Annotated in this window: 15 protein-coding genes; 9 read left to right on the forward strand and 6 right to left on the reverse strand. The window is 43.4% G+C overall.

Annotated features, from left to right (window positions below; translation table 11 throughout):
- Positions 1–7: 7 nt before the first annotated feature.
- The gene (locus PG915_RS09950) at positions 8–1,396 is read right to left on the reverse strand and encodes a glycoside-pentoside-hexuronide (GPH):cation symporter (RefSeq protein ID WP_353496387.1); all 1,389 of its coding nucleotides are present in this window, start codon (positions 1,394–1,396) and stop codon (positions 8–10) included.
- 3 nt (positions 1,397–1,399) lie between these two features.
- Positions 1,400–2,314, reverse strand: a complete 915-nt coding sequence (locus PG915_RS09955) for a dihydrodipicolinate synthase family protein (protein WP_353496388.1) — start codon at positions 2,312–2,314, stop codon at positions 1,400–1,402.
- A gap of 526 nt (positions 2,315–2,840) precedes the next feature.
- Here PG915_RS09955 and PG915_RS09960 point away from each other — a divergent pair.
- Positions 2,841–3,044, forward strand: coding sequence for a hypothetical protein (locus PG915_RS09960; RefSeq protein WP_353496389.1), 204 nt, complete (start codon positions 2,841–2,843; stop codon positions 3,042–3,044).
- A 318-nt stretch (positions 3,045–3,362) separates the two neighbouring features.
- Here the strand turns inward: PG915_RS09960 and PG915_RS09965 are convergent, their stop codons facing one another.
- From PG915_RS09965 to PG915_RS09980, 4 genes are all read right to left on the reverse strand, one after another.
- Complete coding sequence (locus PG915_RS09965; protein ID WP_353496390.1) at positions 3,363–3,584, reverse strand: hypothetical protein; 222 nt, start codon at positions 3,582–3,584, stop codon at positions 3,363–3,365.
- 333 nt (positions 3,585–3,917) lie between these two features.
- On the reverse strand, positions 3,918–4,817 hold the full coding sequence (locus tag PG915_RS09970; RefSeq protein WP_353496391.1) for a LysR family transcriptional regulator: 900 nt from the start codon (positions 4,815–4,817) through the stop codon (positions 3,918–3,920).
- A gap of 94 nt (positions 4,818–4,911) precedes the next feature.
- Positions 4,912–5,424, reverse strand: a complete 513-nt coding sequence (locus PG915_RS09975; protein ID WP_353496392.1) for a hypothetical protein — start codon at positions 5,422–5,424, stop codon at positions 4,912–4,914.
- A gap of 118 nt (positions 5,425–5,542) precedes the next feature.
- On the reverse strand, positions 5,543–6,541 hold the full coding sequence (locus PG915_RS09980) for an AraC family transcriptional regulator (RefSeq protein ID WP_353496393.1): 999 nt from the start codon (positions 6,539–6,541) through the stop codon (positions 5,543–5,545).
- 109 nt (positions 6,542–6,650) lie between these two features.
- On the opposite strand from PG915_RS09980, the gene PG915_RS09985 reads away from it, so the two are divergent.
- The 8 genes from PG915_RS09985 (at position 6,651) to PG915_RS10020 (ending at position 16,507) form a co-directional block, all read left to right on the forward strand.
- A complete protein-coding gene (locus PG915_RS09985) occupies positions 6,651–6,977 on the forward strand; it encodes an MFS transporter (RefSeq protein WP_353496394.1) in 327 nt (108 codons plus the stop codon).
- 1 nt (position 6,978) lies between these two features.
- Positions 6,979–8,202: an HlyD family secretion protein gene (locus tag PG915_RS09990; RefSeq protein ID WP_353496395.1), complete on the forward strand. Its 1,224-nt coding sequence runs from the start codon at positions 6,979–6,981 to the stop codon at positions 8,200–8,202.
- A gap of 572 nt (positions 8,203–8,774) precedes the next feature.
- Positions 8,775–10,055, forward strand: a complete 1,281-nt coding sequence (locus tag PG915_RS09995) for a carbohydrate porin (protein WP_353496396.1) — start codon at positions 8,775–8,777, stop codon at positions 10,053–10,055.
- A gap of 120 nt (positions 10,056–10,175) precedes the next feature.
- Positions 10,176–12,209: a methyl-accepting chemotaxis protein gene (locus tag PG915_RS10000; protein ID WP_353496397.1), complete on the forward strand. Its 2,034-nt coding sequence runs from the start codon at positions 10,176–10,178 to the stop codon at positions 12,207–12,209.
- A gap of 244 nt (positions 12,210–12,453) precedes the next feature.
- Complete coding sequence (locus PG915_RS10005; protein WP_353496398.1) at positions 12,454–13,473, forward strand: LacI family DNA-binding transcriptional regulator; 1,020 nt, start codon at positions 12,454–12,456, stop codon at positions 13,471–13,473.
- Positions 13,474–13,737: 264 nt separating this feature from the next.
- On the forward strand, positions 13,738–15,252 hold the full coding sequence (locus PG915_RS10010; protein ID WP_353496399.1) for a cellulase family glycosylhydrolase: 1,515 nt from the start codon (positions 13,738–13,740) through the stop codon (positions 15,250–15,252).
- Entirely contained in the window at positions 15,239–15,337 is a 99-nt protein-coding gene (locus tag PG915_RS10015; RefSeq protein WP_353496400.1) for a cellulose-binding domain-containing protein, read from the forward strand. The genes PG915_RS10010 and PG915_RS10015 overlap by 14 nt, the downstream gene beginning before the upstream one ends.
- Positions 15,338–15,463: 126 nt before the next feature.
- Positions 15,464–16,507: a substrate-binding domain-containing protein gene (locus PG915_RS10020; protein WP_353496401.1), complete on the forward strand. Its 1,044-nt coding sequence runs from the start codon at positions 15,464–15,466 to the stop codon at positions 16,505–16,507.
- Positions 16,508–16,547 lie beyond the last annotated feature (40 nt).

Genomic DNA, 16,547 nt, shown 5'->3' on the forward strand with positions numbered 1-16,547 from the left:
GGGTTCCTTACTTAGCAACTGCAGGTGTGAGTTCTTCTTGGTCATTGTCTGTCGTCTGATTCTTGCGTTTCGCTTCAAGAGTCGCAGCGACCTCGTTAATTGTTTTGGTATCTAGTCTGTATATGGACAGCATGTAGTACATACCCGCGTAGAGAATTACTGGCGCGACACAGAACAAGAACTTAATAGTTTGTAGAATATTGTCTGGTTGAACATCGAGTGAGGCGTCATAACTCATCCATGCGAGAACCCAGCCGATTAACGCACCACCGATTGCCAATCCCATTTTTAGGCTGAACAGGTATGTCGCGAAGACCAGCCCATCTAGTCGACGGCCACTTCTTACTTCTTCATAGTCAATCACGTCAGAGGCCATTAGCCATTGCACCGGTGTTGTTGTGTTGAAGATAAATAGGTAAACAATGTTGATAGCAAACAGCATTACCGTGTATTCCGCTGGTGCAAAGTACAGTGCCAAGCTCAGAATTGAGTAAACGATGATAATGATCTTGAACGATTGGATTCGGTCATACTTAGCGAGTAAATGTGCCGATAGAAGCGATCCCAGCATCGCAGCAATACTTCCGTACAACAGGAACTGACTGGTCAGCTCTGGGCGCTCCATTACGTACTTAACAAAGTACAGCGTCACACCACCACGAATAACGTTTGAACACGTTGCCATGGATTTAAACAGACACATGATGCGCCATTCACGGTTAGCAAACAGTAACTTAAAGTCCTTAGAAACGTTAACTGAGCTTTCTTCATCAAACACGTTTCTTTCGCGTGTCGTCTTAAAGCTAATTGTCAGTAGGATGGCGCCAACGACACCCAAAATACACATTGCGCCAAAATAGCCTCGTTGTGCATCACCCTGACCGATAATGTCTACTAACGGTAGCGCAACACCGGAAATAACAAGGCCACCAGCCGCTGCACAGAAGAATCTAACTGATTGTAACGAGTGACGTTCTTGTGGATCATTGGTGATCGCTCCTGGCATCGCACAATATGGAACGTTGATAAAGGTATACACCAGCGTCAACGAGATATAGGTGATGCTGGCGTAGATAATCTTACCTATCTCAGAGAAGTCCGGCGTATAGAAGGTCGCCATACTCGTAAGTGCAAACGGTATGGCACCCCACAATAGGAAAGGACGGAAGCGTCCAAACCTGGTGCGAGTTCTATCGACCAACGATCCCATTAGAGGGTCTGTAATCGCATCCAGAATACGAGAGACAAGAAACAATGTCCCCATTATCCCAGCAGGTATGCCGAAAACATCAGTGTAAAAGAACGCAAGAAGTATCATGGTTGCGTTCCAGATAAATCCACAAGCCGTATCACCCAAGCCGTAGCCGATTTTTTCTTTGAGGGAGATCTTTTCCATTTTTTACCCTTTGATGATGTTGGTGGTTTGCAATAGTTCACGAATGCGAACGGCAGCGCTGTCAGAGATTGAATCGCAAGGAGCCATCGTGCCTTGACTGAACTCGACCCCAACTAAGTTGATCGCTGCTTTGACGACTGGAAAGAATGGCGCCTGAATCTGGTACATCTCACTAAGCTCAGACACTCGACGATGCTGGTTCATAAACGTGTCCCAGTCTCCCTTTTGGAAGGCTTGATACACACCGCACGTCAGACTTGGCGCGAAATTGGAGGAAGAAGGAATCGCGCCGTCACCACCAATGAGCAAATTGTTAGCCAAATGCTCATCAAACCCAGACAAGATACGGAAGTTAGGATGTTTCGCCTTTACCTTCATCACATAGTTACGTGTGCTTACAATCTCATCAACGGTATCTTTGATGCCGATGATGTTCTCGACATCGTTCGCAAGGCGCTCAACAAGTTCTACCGATAGAAATTGAGATGTTAGCTTAGGGAAGTTATACAGAAATACTGGTGCATGTATCGACTCAGCGACGGAGCGGTAATAAAGGTAAAGCCCTTCATCACTGTATTTCACATATGACGGATTGACGACGATGACCGCATCTGCACCAGCCTCTTCCGCATGCTGTGCGAGTTCAATCGTTTCAGCAATCGAGTGAGCAGCCACACCAATCATGACGGGTTTACGCTTATTGGTATGTTGAATACAAAATTCAGCAATTTGCTTTCTCTGTTCCTTTGGCATCGCGCTAAACTCGCCAATGGTACCGAGAAATAGCATCCCGTTTACCTCAGACTCCACTATGTGATCGATTAATATAGCCATGTCTTTCGGTACAAACTGTCCCGTCGCATCGATGGCCGTTGGAACTGGAGGAATAACTCCTTCCCAGCTATTTTCCATTGTCATGTTTGACTCCGTGATTCACTTTACTTTTACAGTTAGTGACCAAACAAACGATTTTCTCAACATCGAAAACTAGACCTAGAGCTTGATATTAATCGTTGGTCACAGGGTGGTTACCGGTAACATCTGGAGCTACTATATTGATAATTTGCTCGGAGTAATGAGATTCGAATTTGATAAGCAAAAAAAAGAAAAGGCCAAACAAAAAAACGGTATGTGCAGACATACATTGTCGTTTTTCGGCTCACTTTAAGTGTTCAAATAAATTTCTATTCGTAGAAAGAGAGGTGCTGTCGATATGGAAGGGATACAGGTGCCTAGTAGTAATAGCGAGTTGTGAAGGCAAGGTAGTAAGGCAACGCTCACTTCTCTTCCCTAGCTCTAATGCTCCTCTTATCAGCTAATCTCTGAATTAACAGTTACGCCAAATTAAAGTTCAATGGAAGTAAATTACGGACATTGATCACACTTTTGTTTCATAGTATAGTTAATCCACTAACTTTGGTAACAAATTACAAGAAATGTTAATATGTTGTCAGTGATTAAAAATTTATTTGTACCAACTAAAGACTATGCGGGTCGTAACATTGATTCAGTCATTGAAAGACTAGCAGCACAAACTCATACCGATATCCATGCTTGGTCATACCTTAATGAATCGGCCGTGTATGAAAATACAAGAACGGGTATGCGCGTTTATCGTCACGAGGTATCGAAACGTGCCGCGCAATAGCAAAGCAGTGACTTCATGTCATCTAGCTTTTATAGCAACACATATAACTAAGCCCGCTCAACATGAAGCGGGCTTTTAGAATTTGAGTTAACTTGAACGACTCACATTAACGCGCTATTTAACATGGTCGATCCCCCTCTCTCACCACCCACTTACCGTCAGAGGTACGCTTCACATCACTTGAACATTGCCATGAATGTCACGAATCGCTGACAAGAAATCTGGCAAGTTCAGACTTGAACTCATCCAACTTCGTTTGCGACCTTAAACCAAAAAAGTACAAACGCGAGATGTATCAGTACTCGCGAATTCTTTCTGCTATTGATGCGCTCTCTTGCTCACTGGCTTTAAACATCTCATAACCAACGACTGCTTCCACATACCAACACCTGTCAAAGCAAGCGCTGGGATGAACCCCCATAGCGTCGCGGCCACATATGCTTCATTACTTGCTAACGGCGAGTAGAACGCAGCACCAACCAGTAGTGCTAATGCTATATGTGTCCATCTCAATACGATTCTTATGTTCTTACCATTCATAACGCTTTCCTTCGGCTCTGAGTTTCTAAGCACCAAGATAAAGTGATTATCTCGACGGCTCTTATACGTGCGACAAACGGTATTGACAGGTCGTGAGTTGCTCTACCAGAGGATAAATAGTGAATGGGAGTAATCAGAATAAAGAGATCAGGTTATTGGAAGTGGGTAGAAATGCCACACGGCTTTGTTGTTGATATCGGCCAAAGTGCATGCGCTAGTCAGCTGCTTTGTAGCGAGACTTCAGCATGACATCAAAATTAGTGAACGAATATCATGAAACTGATCGTAAGATTCTGATTTAGTTAATTATGCTTCGGAAACAAAGCCTGCTGGTTAATTAGAGCTCCCTAACTTATCAAGGACTAATCTGACATTCTCAATAAACAATCGAGACTTTTTAGGCAAGTACTCTCTACTGGGATAAATAGCGTAGATAGCAAATGAAAACTGTTGTGGCTCGATACACGCAAGAGCGAGCTTTCCTTGCTTTACTAGTTCTTCAGCTAGAAATTTGGGTAACCTAGCAATACCATGATTTGAAAGTGCGAGCTCTAAAGCAAGTTCAGGGCTGCCAACGTTGTACCTGGGCTTAAGTTCAATGATTTTAACTTCTCCTCCAATGGTAAGCTTCCAATTTTTTGTTGCATCCGGATCCGCCGAGGAGTAAATAATGCCCAGTCGATCGATATCGTCGGTGGTGCCAATTCTCCCGTTTTGCGCGAGGTACATTGGGCTAGCATAAAAATCCAACTCTACATCTCCAAGATATTGGCCAATCATCTCGCAGTCATTCGGCGTATCAATATGCAGCATGACATCATAGACTACTCTATTTAACTGAGCCTGCCTTCCTTCGCTTAACACCCAATTAACCGTCATTTGCGGAGCATTTTTCGATAGATCATTGATAACTGGCATAACCAACTTTGCCATTCCAAGCGAGGAAAATACCGTAAGCTCACCCGAGAATTCTGATTGATGACTGCGAATTTCTCGTGTCGCCTGTCCAATTTTGTTCACAATAGCTTGCGCATGTTTAAGAAACAACTCACCGCTTTGCGTCAATGTGATACCGTGCGAATCACGAATCAATAATTGAGATTGCAGCGACTTTTCCAGCGATTGAATTCGGCGACTTAAAGCCGAGGGGGATAAGCTTAGGTGGGTCGATGCTCGTGTATAACTTTTGTACTCTACGACGGTAACAAAGGCTTCTATATCATTGGTGTTCATTACAACCTCCCTGTTTATCTCTGCAGATTATCACAGTTTGGTTGCAAGCAAACTCACAGCACCGACCTATTAACGATTTGAAATATATTACCTTTTACTGATGAATTAAAGTTTGTTCACGACGCCAAATGAGGTAGTTATCTAAGCTTATTTCGTGTGCATTTTTTGAGTATGCAATGAGCAGTTGAAAGAAAACAAAATGTATACCAGGCCAAACGACGCCTGACATTATAAAAGTGAAGTTTAGAAAACAGGCAACATAGCAAATCAACACGCGATAATAACCAATGATCAGCAAAATACCGATGAACACTTCTAATACTGGGATAAGGATATTGAGCATCGGCGCTAGCGGTATAAACAAGCTTTCAACAAACCAAAGCCAGATGGATGCGCCCCACTCCCCTTTTGCGGCTTGAAATTGCACGATGCTGTGTTCGCTAAGCACAAAGTAATTGAAAAAGCCTACGATACTGAAATCAGAAGTTAGTTTATTGTAACCAGCGATAAACCATAGATATCCGTAGTAAACTCTAATCAAAGAAAAGACATAACCAATCGTCCGGTTATTGGTCAAATTTTGGTTTAGGGTGTCTATGTGTGCCATACATTCTCCATTGTCACACGATTTTGCAGTGACATCGATTATCACTAATCGCCGAATGTAGGAGAACAGAAAGTGATGCAACCTTGAATTGCGAATCCTGCAACCAAGCACCAAATCATCATTCAATTTGACCTAAAAACTGTTTCGGTGTTAACCCCCTTTGATTCTTAAACATTCTATTGAAACTCGCTACATTGTCATAGCCAATGGATTCAGCAACAAATTTGGGGGGATGACCCAACAACATTTGCTCGATAGCAAAATGACTTAAAACGTGACCGCTTAGCACTCTATAGCTCAAATCTCTCTTAGTTAGCTCCCTTTGTAGTTGCTGTATCGAACACCCTGCAAGCGTCGATACCCTAGAAATAGTAGGGAATCCATAGTGGCGACTGTACTTGATTAACTCTGATATCGTTTTGATACTGTCATCTGGGTTGGGCATATCAAGCAGGTTATCTAAATCGCTATAGGTCATTGCGAGATTAGAGCTCAGCCTCGATTGAGTTTGAAAGGGAAGAAATCGATAATGTGAAGGAAACCAAATCTCCGATTGAGCACTGCCCCATGTGACATCACAGCCGAAAATATCCTCATAGACAGCGCTGTTGTCACGATATCCGCAAAGAAACACCCTATGCGGTTTGTAATCTTCACCGAGGTAATATTGCATGATTTTGAGCAGAAAAAGGCCGTGACGAATGCTGTCATGAATCTGAGCAATATTGCTTAATGATGTGGTCGTGTATGTCCACTTTACGATGTTCCCCACGATTGCAGTACTCAAGTTCGCCCCCGAGTTGGTGCAAGGCATACCATTGCTTAAACGACGCAAACACATAGCGAAGTCAGTCGCGGAAAGTACCCACCTTCCCAGTGAACCCAATCTGTTTATCGGTAAATCAGCCATGGTATTGATGACAAAGTCATGGTCAGGCACAAGTGCGTCAAGCTCCTCATACAGCTTAGAAAGTTCGTTCAAAGGCACCAGTGACATTGAGTCTTTAAAAACTTGAGGCGGAATTGACAGTTGTTCTGGGGCAAGCCGATAACGATTTAGCACCTGTTTATAGAAATCGATAAAATCAAACGCTCTTACAAAGCACACCCTATTCATAACACTTTACATCAACATCTGTATACAATGAACATAAAATGTCACTAATCATTTATTGATGCAAGTATCAAAGCAGAATTCGCTCAAATTCATGACAAGAGGTAAAACCATGGTTTTACAGCAAAGTCCTTTATTCGTAGGAACCAGTGCTGACTTCGCTATACACATTGTGGCATTGGTTGCATTGCTTGCGTCTGTCGGAGCGGGTTTATATGGTTTTTGGCGAGTCCACGAACTCCCTATCGACAAAGCCCACCGACAAAATCACAACCAAGTGGGTCTTATCACAGTACTAACATGGATTGGGTTTATATGGCATTGGGTCTGGGTAGTCGCGGTTTTCCTCGCATTTATTGATCTAGAAAAAGCCGTAATTTCTATAAGAGATACGTGGCACGGAGCGTCAGACAACAAGTTGAACGATCGAGAGGTATAATATGTTAGAAGGTTTAGCTGTTTGGGCTCTATTCATCTATCTTTTGCGTTGGGCTGGCATGCCTTGGAATCGCTTTACTAAAGTTTTCGCTTATCTTGGCGGTACAAGCTGGTTAATGTTTGTCTGGGTTGGTTTACTTAACTACGCTCCAATGGATTTATCGGGAGGTGCGTTGGTTCAATCTCCTCATATCCAACTTCGACCAGATTCAACCAATGTGACAGGAAAAGTAACCTCAATAGAGGTCAAACCCAATCAAATAGTGAGCAAAGGTCAGTTGGTTTACACAATCGATGACACCTTGTATAAGTCGAAGCTGACTCATGCTGTGGCGGTCACGGAAGCGGCAAAATTAGCCGTTGAGCAAGCGTATAAAGATACTGATATAGCCCACGCATCCTATGGGACTGCCCAGCAGAAGATAATTACAGCCAGGGCACGAATAGATGGAGCTACAACCGATCTTGATTATCAAACCGCTATGCTGTCTCGCTACAAAAAGCAGAACAAAGCATCTAGTAATTCAATCACGCAAAGCGATATTGATAAGCAAGCTAGTCTAACCAAATACTCTGAGTTAGCTCTAGAGGCATATGAGGCTGAGCTGGCCGCTTTAGAAATCGAGAAATCTAAAGCACGCTTTAGTGTCGAAAAGGCACAATCCACTATTGAGGTGCGACTTGCCGAACTTGATAAATCGATTGAACTTCAAGACCAAGCCGCTTGGGATCTGAAAAGCACAAAAGTGCGAGCCCCGACCGATGGTTTTGTCACTAACTTTATTCTACGAGAAGGGCAACGGGTCTCGGTCTTACCCCGAATTCAAATGTACACGGATGAAAAGTATGTTTTGATGAGAGTGAATCATCAAGCTATTCGAAATATTGCTTTCGGCGCGCCAGCAGAGTTCTCTTCCTCAGTGTATCCAGGGAAAATATTCGCAGCGGAAGTAGAAGGGATTGTTGAGGCAACAGGTGAAGCGCAAAGCAATTTGTTTGGTTGGGATCAAAATGTAAACAATGTGGCACAGAAAAACCTTCATAACAAAACACATTTCGTCCGTTTAAAGATCGTCGAACCTGAAGGTTATGACATACCGGTGGGTTCCGTGGGGCATGCGTGGGTTAGTGGGCGTAAACCCGTCGCATTAATGAGTTTTTTAGATATGATTAGGGCAATCATAATTCGCATGAACTCACAGCTCTATTATTTTTACTCGGTTTGAAAAACTCACACCCCCTGACAAGCTAGTATCGACTTACCTGCTAGTGGCGATAAGCACATCTTTTGGCAATGGTGCGTACGACACAAGGAATTGCCATGATGCCATACGAATTAAGCGAGCTATACTCTTTGTGGAATCATTATATAATTTTCAATGAAGACTATTAATTAACGCATACCGTCACCCAAACCATGAAAATAAAATCTCATATAACCTCACTCACAAGATCATCATTTGATAATGATCATGATATATATTTCATATATTACATGATTTTGAAACCTTTCATAACCATCATCATTTAACACATAGCATCAATTTAAAAACCTGTGATTGGTCGCTTTCTAATCCATGAAACGAAACCGCATTCAAAAACATCCTCAACTTTTTATATGATAAATTACCACAATAAAATCAACAGGTTATGGTCAAATCTCGAAAATCAATTTGTTTCATAGATTAATTACCCCTAATTAGATGTGAAGCCAATCTATATTTTCATTCATTTCATTCCTTAAGATTATTGATAACAAAAACAACCAAGTATCAAAATAAACTTATAAGGAAATAGTATGTACCATCTTAGAAAACTTCCTGTTGCCGTAGCAGTGGCTGCATCTCTGGTCTCTTTTTCATCTTTTTCAGAAACTGAAAGTAACAATTCGGCTCAAATTGAAGAGCTTACAAAACGTATTCAAGAGCTGGAAACTAAAGTTCAAGAAACGGATTATATTTATGACCAACAGCCAGCCGTTCTCACTCCGGATTTTGAGCCACCTCAAGGCCTTATTTTCTCTGGTTATGCTCGTTATGGCATGCACTATTCAGATAGCGACTCAGCTTATATTGATGTCGGTAGTTCTGGTCGCTCAGTGGGTCGTCTTGGTAACGAAGCAAACGGTGGTGAAATCCAGTTTGCGTACGCTAAAAAAGCAGATAACGGCGCGGTATGGGACATTGTTGCCATGTTTGACCAATGGGGCAACCGCGCCTGGGGCTCAGAAGGTGGTGTGAACCTTAAGAAAATGTACGCAGGCGTAACTAATGTCTTCGAAAGCCAACCAGAGCTATACATGTGGGCTGGTCGTGACTTCCACCAACGTCCTCAACAGGGGCTAAACGACTACTTCTGGATGTCACATGATGGTCAAGGTGGTGGTTTCAACAACTTAAATCTTGGTGGTGTCAAACTTGATATGGGTATAGTGGGTCAGGTCGATTCTGAAACGGGCGCACTAGGCAACGACAACGGCAAGTACGCACTAACGTCAAAACTACACGGCATTGACTTAGGGATTGGCGCTCTGGATCTCTATGCTAACTACGGCTTTGCATCGAAGCAGGCGGATGTATCTGTTCAAGACAATAATTCTTGGCAACTGGGTGCGACGTTGGGTCTTGGTGCATCAAACAAGTTCGTTTTTAAGTATGCGGACAACTCAGACAACAGCGCTTTCGATTTGAACGATGATCTTAAAGTCATCTACGCGAGTTTAGAAGGTGGTATTAGCCCGACGGATGCATTTAAAGTGGATTACCTAGCCTCTTTTAAACAACTAAACGGTGAAGACACGTCGGATCGCAATGAATACTCTGTTATTGCTCGTCCTATGTACCAATGGGATGACGTTCATTCTACCTGGTTAGAAGCGGGTTATGCGATGGAAGATCACGATGACAACACTGAGAAAAAAGGTTGGAAAGTGACGCTCTCTCAAAACGTATCACTTGGTGGTTTGCCATGGAGCCGTCCAATGCTGCGCTTCTACGTAACAGCAGGCGACGTTAAAGCAACTGACGTTGAGAAAGTTGATACGTTAGCAGCTGGCGCAATGTTTGAAGCATGGTGGTAATTAACAACTAGGGTTCCCACTGTTTGGGCCTGACAAGTCAGGCCCTTTTTTCCCACTATTTGTCTGCACTACGAACTCCACATTCACACCATTTGTATTGACCACCTAGGAGTTTATTCGATGAAACTGTCATCAATCGTCACTCGAATTTACATTAGCTTCTTTATTCTTATCGCCATTATGATGGCTTCATCTTGGTATGCGATTCAGTCTACTTCGAAAATGACTGATCGAATTGAATCCATCACTCATGAATCAACACCACTTATGATGCACACATCGGCGTTGACCATAGCTTTCCTTGATATTAATCGAAGCCTTACCCGCTACTTGGCCGCAATGTACATCGATGAGCTTGAACCTTTAGCCACGGACATTAAAACAAAAAATGCCTACTATCACACCGAGGAGCAATGGATATCACAACACTTAGAGTTCAATACAAGCACCCAAGAAACACTCTCTATTATTAAGTCTGGTAGTGCTGAAGTGCTGAAACAAATCGCGAATGTAACCGACTTGTATGAACAATTCCTCGACCTCAAGGATCAAGATGACTTCCAGCAATCAAAGTTTCAGCCGATTGTTAATCAACTGACTTCTGATCTCGTCAGTGGATTATCCAATGCAAGCAATTCGAATGAGCGCGCTGCTATCCAAGGTCTACTATCACAACTGAGTGTGCTCAGCGTGGATGCCAACAAAGCCTTTTCGATGCAAGATATTGTCGAGCTCAATGCATCAAAGCGCAACTTCTCCTCTCGCCAAGAGCGCTTTCAACAAGCCGTCGATGTGTTGCGAACCGCTTCCCCTGCTCTTTCTCGCTCTACTGAACAAGCAACTAAACTATTCTCAACTCATCTATTTAGTAAATCTGGTGCAATGAGCCTGCATATTAAGGCTTACGACCTATTCGACCAACTATCGACACAAAGAGCACACTTAACTACATTAATCGACACTCACCTAACAGCCATTCAACAGCTCTCTGACTATGCAGACTCGAGCACAAAAACCGTAGAAACGGAGGCGATAACCAGTGCTCACCACGTGGTTTCTGTCTTGATTGGCGTGCTTATTTCGTCAATCCTCATTGCTCTTGTTATTGCCATTCGCCTTGCTACCTCAGTTAGGAGGCCAAGCAAACAAGTACAAAATGCACTAGAACACCTAGCACAAAAAGATCTCTCGGCAAAAGTAGAATGTCAGAGCCGCAACGAGTTTGGAAGCATTGCCAACAAAGTGAACCTGGTTTTGGAGCACTTATCTGATGTAATATTCCAATTGCGCAGCTCTGCAGATCAACTTAATCAAGCATCTATTGAGAACCAACAAACCAGTGACCAACTTACCGAAGACATAACGCGTCAGACGATGCAAACCACTCAAGTTGCGACCGCAATGAAGCAGATTGAATGTGCTGTCAAGGAAATTGCTCAATCTGCCAACGATACGCTTTCTACTGTAACAGAAGCAGTTGACCTATCTTCTCAAGGACAAAGTGCGATTAATGCCAATGCTAATCTGCTAGGCACTCTGTCCTCTCGACTTTCGGAGTCAACGGCGACGATAGAAGAGTTGGAACAAGAAGTTGCAAGTATCGAAACAATTTTGGAAGTCATCTCAGGGATTTCAGAGCAAACAAACCTACTGGCACTCAATGCCGCCATTGAAGCCGCTCGTGCGGGCGAACAAGGAAGAGGATTTTCAGTTGTGGCTGATGAAGTACGAGTACTGGCTGCAAAAACCACCAACTCGACCTTTGAAATTAAGCAGAAAATAGAGCAGCTACAAACCAGTACTGAATTTGCGGTCTCACAAATCAACCTCTGTGCTCATGATATGAACCAATGTATCACTCAAGCAGGTAGTGTCGAACAGAATCTAAAGGGCATACACCTTCTACTTAACGACATTGAAAATCGCAGTACCAACATCGCTTCAGCAACAACGGAACATCAATCGGTTGCCAGTGAGGTAACAAGCAGTGTCAATGATATTTTCAAGCTATCAGAATCGAGTGCTGACAAATTTAAATCCCTCACTCAACATGGGCTTAGTTTAGAACAAATGGCAGAAAAACAGTTAACACTCACCGCTAATTTCAAGCTTCCGCTAGATAAAAGATTAGTACCATTACCAGAATTGAAATAGTCAAGGAAAATACGAAAATACAGCGAGAAAGAATGAAACAAAAAACTGCCAATAGTTAGGATTAGTTACACAGCTTACATTCACTACACTTATGAAAGATCCATATGCTGGGTATATCAAGCTATCTTCATAAACACGAAATAGCTTGATACTCCGCACAAATCGAGTAAATCAAACTAACTAAAAATTGGGTAATAATATTAATATCACTTTATACCTTCGCTATGCTGCTTAAGCCATAATAATGAAAAAGAAAAAAAAATCCGCCACGGTTTACGATGTGGCTAAACTCGCCGGTGTGTCACCCAGTACTGTCTCACGCTTTCTTAACCGTACCACCTACGTATCAGATGAGAAAAGTGAACGCATTGAGGATGCGGTTAAAAAGACCGGATACAAGCCTAGTTTCCAAATGCAACAGGATTTGAGTCGACGTTCAATGACTATCGGCGTGTTAGTACAACACCCAGATAGCCCTTATACCTCTACTATCGTCAACGATATGGAGAAGACGCTGATAAGCAAAGGCTACTCTTTAGTTATGGCCTCTGGACACTGGCAAAACAAGCTGGAAAATCATGCGCTTGACTACTTAATTAAAAGCAATGTTGACGGCATAATTATTGTTACTGGGAACTTAGACAACCAAAAAATAATCTCGACAGCGAAGTCGATTCCTGTTGTTACGGTTGGTTACGATATTAAGGGAGACAGCATTTGTTCGCTTAACCTTGATAATGTCATGGGTGGTTACATCGCTACTCTTCATTTACTCCAGCAAGGCCACAAAAATATTGCTCATATCAAGGGATTATCATCACAACCTGATGCATCTGCACGTTTTGAAGGTTATAAACAGGCACTTAGTGAAGCCAGCATCCCGGTCAACTCCAAACTGGTCAAAAGAGGCGATTTTGGTATGGATTTGGGCTACAGTGCAACAAAAGAGTTAATCGACTCCAACATCTATTTTTCCGCAATTTTTGCAGCCAATGACCTTACCGCCTATGGTGCTATCAAGGCACTGCATGACAACGGCCTTAAGGTTCCTCAAGATGTTTCCGTGGTTGGTTTTGATGACTTACCGACTTCAAAATACTTTACGCCCGCTCTCACCACGCTAAGGCAGCCGATTGAAGAGATAGGAACTGTATGTGCAAACTCTATTCTGAGTATGGTTTTAAAAGGCCAATATGAAGCTAGAATGCCACCTATAGATTTAATAATTCGTCAGTCAACAAGCTCTATATTTAATAAAGGCTAGCTTATAAAACCAGAATAAAAGCCCACGTAACCATACGTTGGCTTTTATTTTTAAACCAACTATTACTAGCGTGCGTGATCTAAATCAAATAATAAAGTCAGATACATTCAACTAACGGTTCAAGCTCTCCAATACACATCCACACAAGTTCACAAAATTCCTACAAACGCATATTTATCATCTATTACAAACTTTAACCCTCTTCTTACCATTGCTATTTTTATTATTGAAAGAAACGCATCATTAATAAGGAAATCATTGGTTATGAAACGCACTAAATTATGTAATTTATCGATAGGAAAAAGAGTTCTTTCCTTGACGTTACTGGCAGCTTCCACTCAGTTGGCATATGCCGTTGAACCGCTCACTGTTTCTGGCAACCAGGTGTTAGCTGGGGGCGTCGCTCAGAGCTTTGCTGGCTCAAGTTTATTCTGGAGCAACACCAATTGGGGTGCAGAGCGATTCTACACTGCCGCGGATGTTAAAGCTGCGAAGACAGAACTCGGGGCAACGTTAATCCGCGCTGCAATAGGCCATGGCGCAACCGGGGGTCTAGAAGATGACTGGAGTGGTAACATGGCAAGGCTCGAAACCGTTATCGAAGCCGCTATTGCTGAAGATATGTATGTCATCGTTGATTTCCACAGTCACTATGCTCATAACGACTGGGCTCGTGCTGAAGCGTTTTTTACCCACGTAGCAACCAAATATGGCCACCATGACAATATCATTTATGAGGTCTACAACGAGCCACTCCAAGTCAGCTGGAGCAATGATATTAAGCCATATGCCGAGTTCATCATCGACAAGATTCGAGCTATTGACCCTACGGGAATCATCGTCGTCGGCACGCCTAACTGGTCTCAAGATGTGGACATTGCCTCTTACGACCCTATTAATCGCCCTAACATTGCTTATACCATCCACTTTTACGCGGGCACCCACGGTCAATCTCTGAGAAACAAAGTGCTCACCGCCTTAAACAATGGCATTGCCCTATTTGCTACTGAGTGGGGCACCGTTAACGCAGATGGTGATGGTGCGGTCAATCAAGGTGAAACAGATGCCTGGATGGAGCTGTTCAAGACATACAACATTAGCCATGCGAACTGGTCGGTCAATGACAAAGCAGAAGGCGCATCTATGTTCACTCCTGGTGGTAGTTGGGGCAACTACACGGAATCGGGTTTGAAGGTAAAAGAGATCATTTCTAACTGGCCAACGAGTGCTGGAGGCGGTGGTGGCGAAAGCGATCTCACGGGTCCTTGTAGCGTAACTGCCCTTCCGGGTCGCATTGATGCGGAAAGTTTTTGCTATGCGAAAGGGTTAAAATTTGAAGATACAACCGACGCAGGTGGAGGCCAAAACCTTGGCTTTACCGATGACGGTGATTGGATAACATTTGACATTGATGCTCCTAAGGCAGGCAAGTACGAAATCACTTACCGAGTCGCTTCTGAGCACGCAAATGCTGGTGTGATTCAGATAGAGCAAGGCGGTGGAAACGTAACGTATGGTGAAATTACGGTAAGTGGTACCGGTGGATGGCAAAGCTGGCAAAACATCACTCATACCATTTCACTGCCGGATTCAGGTCAACATACCGTGGCGCTATTCGTTAAAACTGGTGGTTGGAACTTAAATTGGTTCGAAATGAAACCAGTTGATGGAGACGTTACTCCTCCTACCGGATCTTGTGACAACGTCACTACTCATCCAAACTGGCTTCACGCTGACTACGAAGGCGGTCCAAATACGCACTTGCTTGAAGGTTTATGAAGGCAGTAAGTATCGAGCCAATTGGTATACCAGTTCGATTCTAGGAAGCGACGCCTCTTGGTCACTGATTGGAAGCTGCCAATAACTAAACTGCGTTTTTAATTACATGAGCTGGCTCGGGTAGCCAGCTCAAATTACTTTTTGTGAGCCATCCCCTTTTTAAACATCGATAACGTGCTAGTTTATTGTTTTAATTGATTTTATAAGTTGAATGCCAAGCTCAAAACCTACCCTCAATGACATTGCGCTAGCCGCATCTGTCTCTATATCGACTTTGAATCGCTATATTCATCAGCGTGGCTTCGTGAGCCGTGATAAACAGCTAAAAATACAGAAAGCCATGGCCACTCTAGGCTATCAGCCGAAGCCAACAAAATACAAAGTGACAGACAAATTAAATTATCTGGTTGGCGTGCTTTCTCCGTACGCACTTTGTCCACACAGCAATGCCATTTTGTCAGGTCTTGAGGGTGAGCTAGGCAAATATCAGCTCTCCCCTGTTGTCATGATAGGTAACTGGAACAATGCACAAGAACTAACACGCGTTAAGCAACTAATTCACCAAGGGGTGGATGCTCTTGTCGTAATTGGCAGCAGCTTAACCGCCCCACAGCTTACCGATATCGCCCTACAACTTCCTATCATTACGATTGGTGGCCACGATATCAAACACCCAAACATTCACTGCATTAGCAATAGTGGATTAGTCGGGGGGTACATGGCGACAAACCACCTGTTAAGGCTCGGTCATACCGACATCGTCTACCTTTCAGGCTTAGTCTTTCACCCAGATTCTCAGCAGCGACTTCTCGGCTACAAGCAGGCACTTGATAAAGCCGGTATTGATTATTGCCCCGAGCGAGTCGTCAATGGGAAGTTCGATGTAGCCAGTGGACGCGATGCAGTGCGCAAGCTCCTTTGCCAAGGCGTGCAATTTACCGCCATTTTTGCTGCCAATGATCAAATGGCCTTTGGAGCGATCAGTGCGCTCAAAGAGGCCGGTATACAGATACCGCATCAAGTTTCCGTTGTCGGATTCGATGATCATGAAGTGTCTGCGGTATTTACCCCGGCGTTAACCACCCTTCGCCAACCGTCCCTCCAGTCCGGTCGACTTGCGGCTACACAAGTTGCTAGCGCTCTTGGCCTCTTCGTTGAAGAAGAATATCAAACCAGCGAGGATGACTTTGTTCGCTTGATCATCCGCGACTCCTGCGATGAAAACAATAAAATTAAAGACGAAAAAAAGGGTTAGGATATCCTCCTAACCCTTTGTATCAATCTATTGATATCTT

It is taken from the genome of Vibrio sp. CB1-14, assembly GCF_040412085.2.
GTDB lineage: Bacteria > Pseudomonadota > Gammaproteobacteria > Enterobacterales > Vibrionaceae > Vibrio > Vibrio chaetopteri.

Coding starts and splice junctions, on each gene's coding strand:
- PG915_RS09970 (WP_353496391.1), bottom strand. CDS start 4,817: ATGAACACCAATGATATAGAAGCCTTTGTTACCGTCGTAGAGTACAAA.
- PG915_RS09995 (WP_353496396.1), top strand. CDS start 8,775: ATGTACCATCTTAGAAAACTTCCTGTTGCCGTAGCAGTGGCTGCATCT.
- PG915_RS09990 (WP_353496395.1), top strand. CDS start 6,979: ATGTTAGAAGGTTTAGCTGTTTGGGCTCTATTCATCTATCTTTTGCGT.
- PG915_RS09965 (WP_353496390.1), bottom strand. CDS start 3,584: ATGAATGGTAAGAACATAAGAATCGTATTGAGATGGACACATATAGCA.
- PG915_RS09955 (WP_353496388.1), bottom strand. CDS start 2,314: ATGACAATGGAAAATAGCTGGGAAGGAGTTATTCCTCCAGTTCCAACG.
- PG915_RS10020 (WP_353496401.1), top strand. CDS start 15,464: ATGCCAAGCTCAAAACCTACCCTCAATGACATTGCGCTAGCCGCATCT.
- PG915_RS09985 (WP_353496394.1), top strand. CDS start 6,651: ATGGTTTTACAGCAAAGTCCTTTATTCGTAGGAACCAGTGCTGACTTC.
- PG915_RS09975 (WP_353496392.1), bottom strand. CDS start 5,424: ATGGCACACATAGACACCCTAAACCAAAATTTGACCAATAACCGGACG.
- PG915_RS09950 (WP_353496387.1), bottom strand. CDS start 1,396: ATGGAAAAGATCTCCCTCAAAGAAAAAATCGGCTACGGCTTGGGTGAT.
- PG915_RS09980 (WP_353496393.1), bottom strand. CDS start 6,541: ATGAATAGGGTGTGCTTTGTAAGAGCGTTTGATTTTATCGATTTCTAT.
- PG915_RS10000 (WP_353496397.1), top strand. CDS start 10,176: ATGAAACTGTCATCAATCGTCACTCGAATTTACATTAGCTTCTTTATT.
- PG915_RS09960 (WP_353496389.1), top strand. CDS start 2,841: ATGTTGTCAGTGATTAAAAATTTATTTGTACCAACTAAAGACTATGCG.
- PG915_RS10010 (WP_353496399.1), top strand. CDS start 13,738: ATGAAACGCACTAAATTATGTAATTTATCGATAGGAAAAAGAGTTCTT.
- PG915_RS10005 (WP_353496398.1), top strand. CDS start 12,454: ATGAAAAAGAAAAAAAAATCCGCCACGGTTTACGATGTGGCTAAACTC.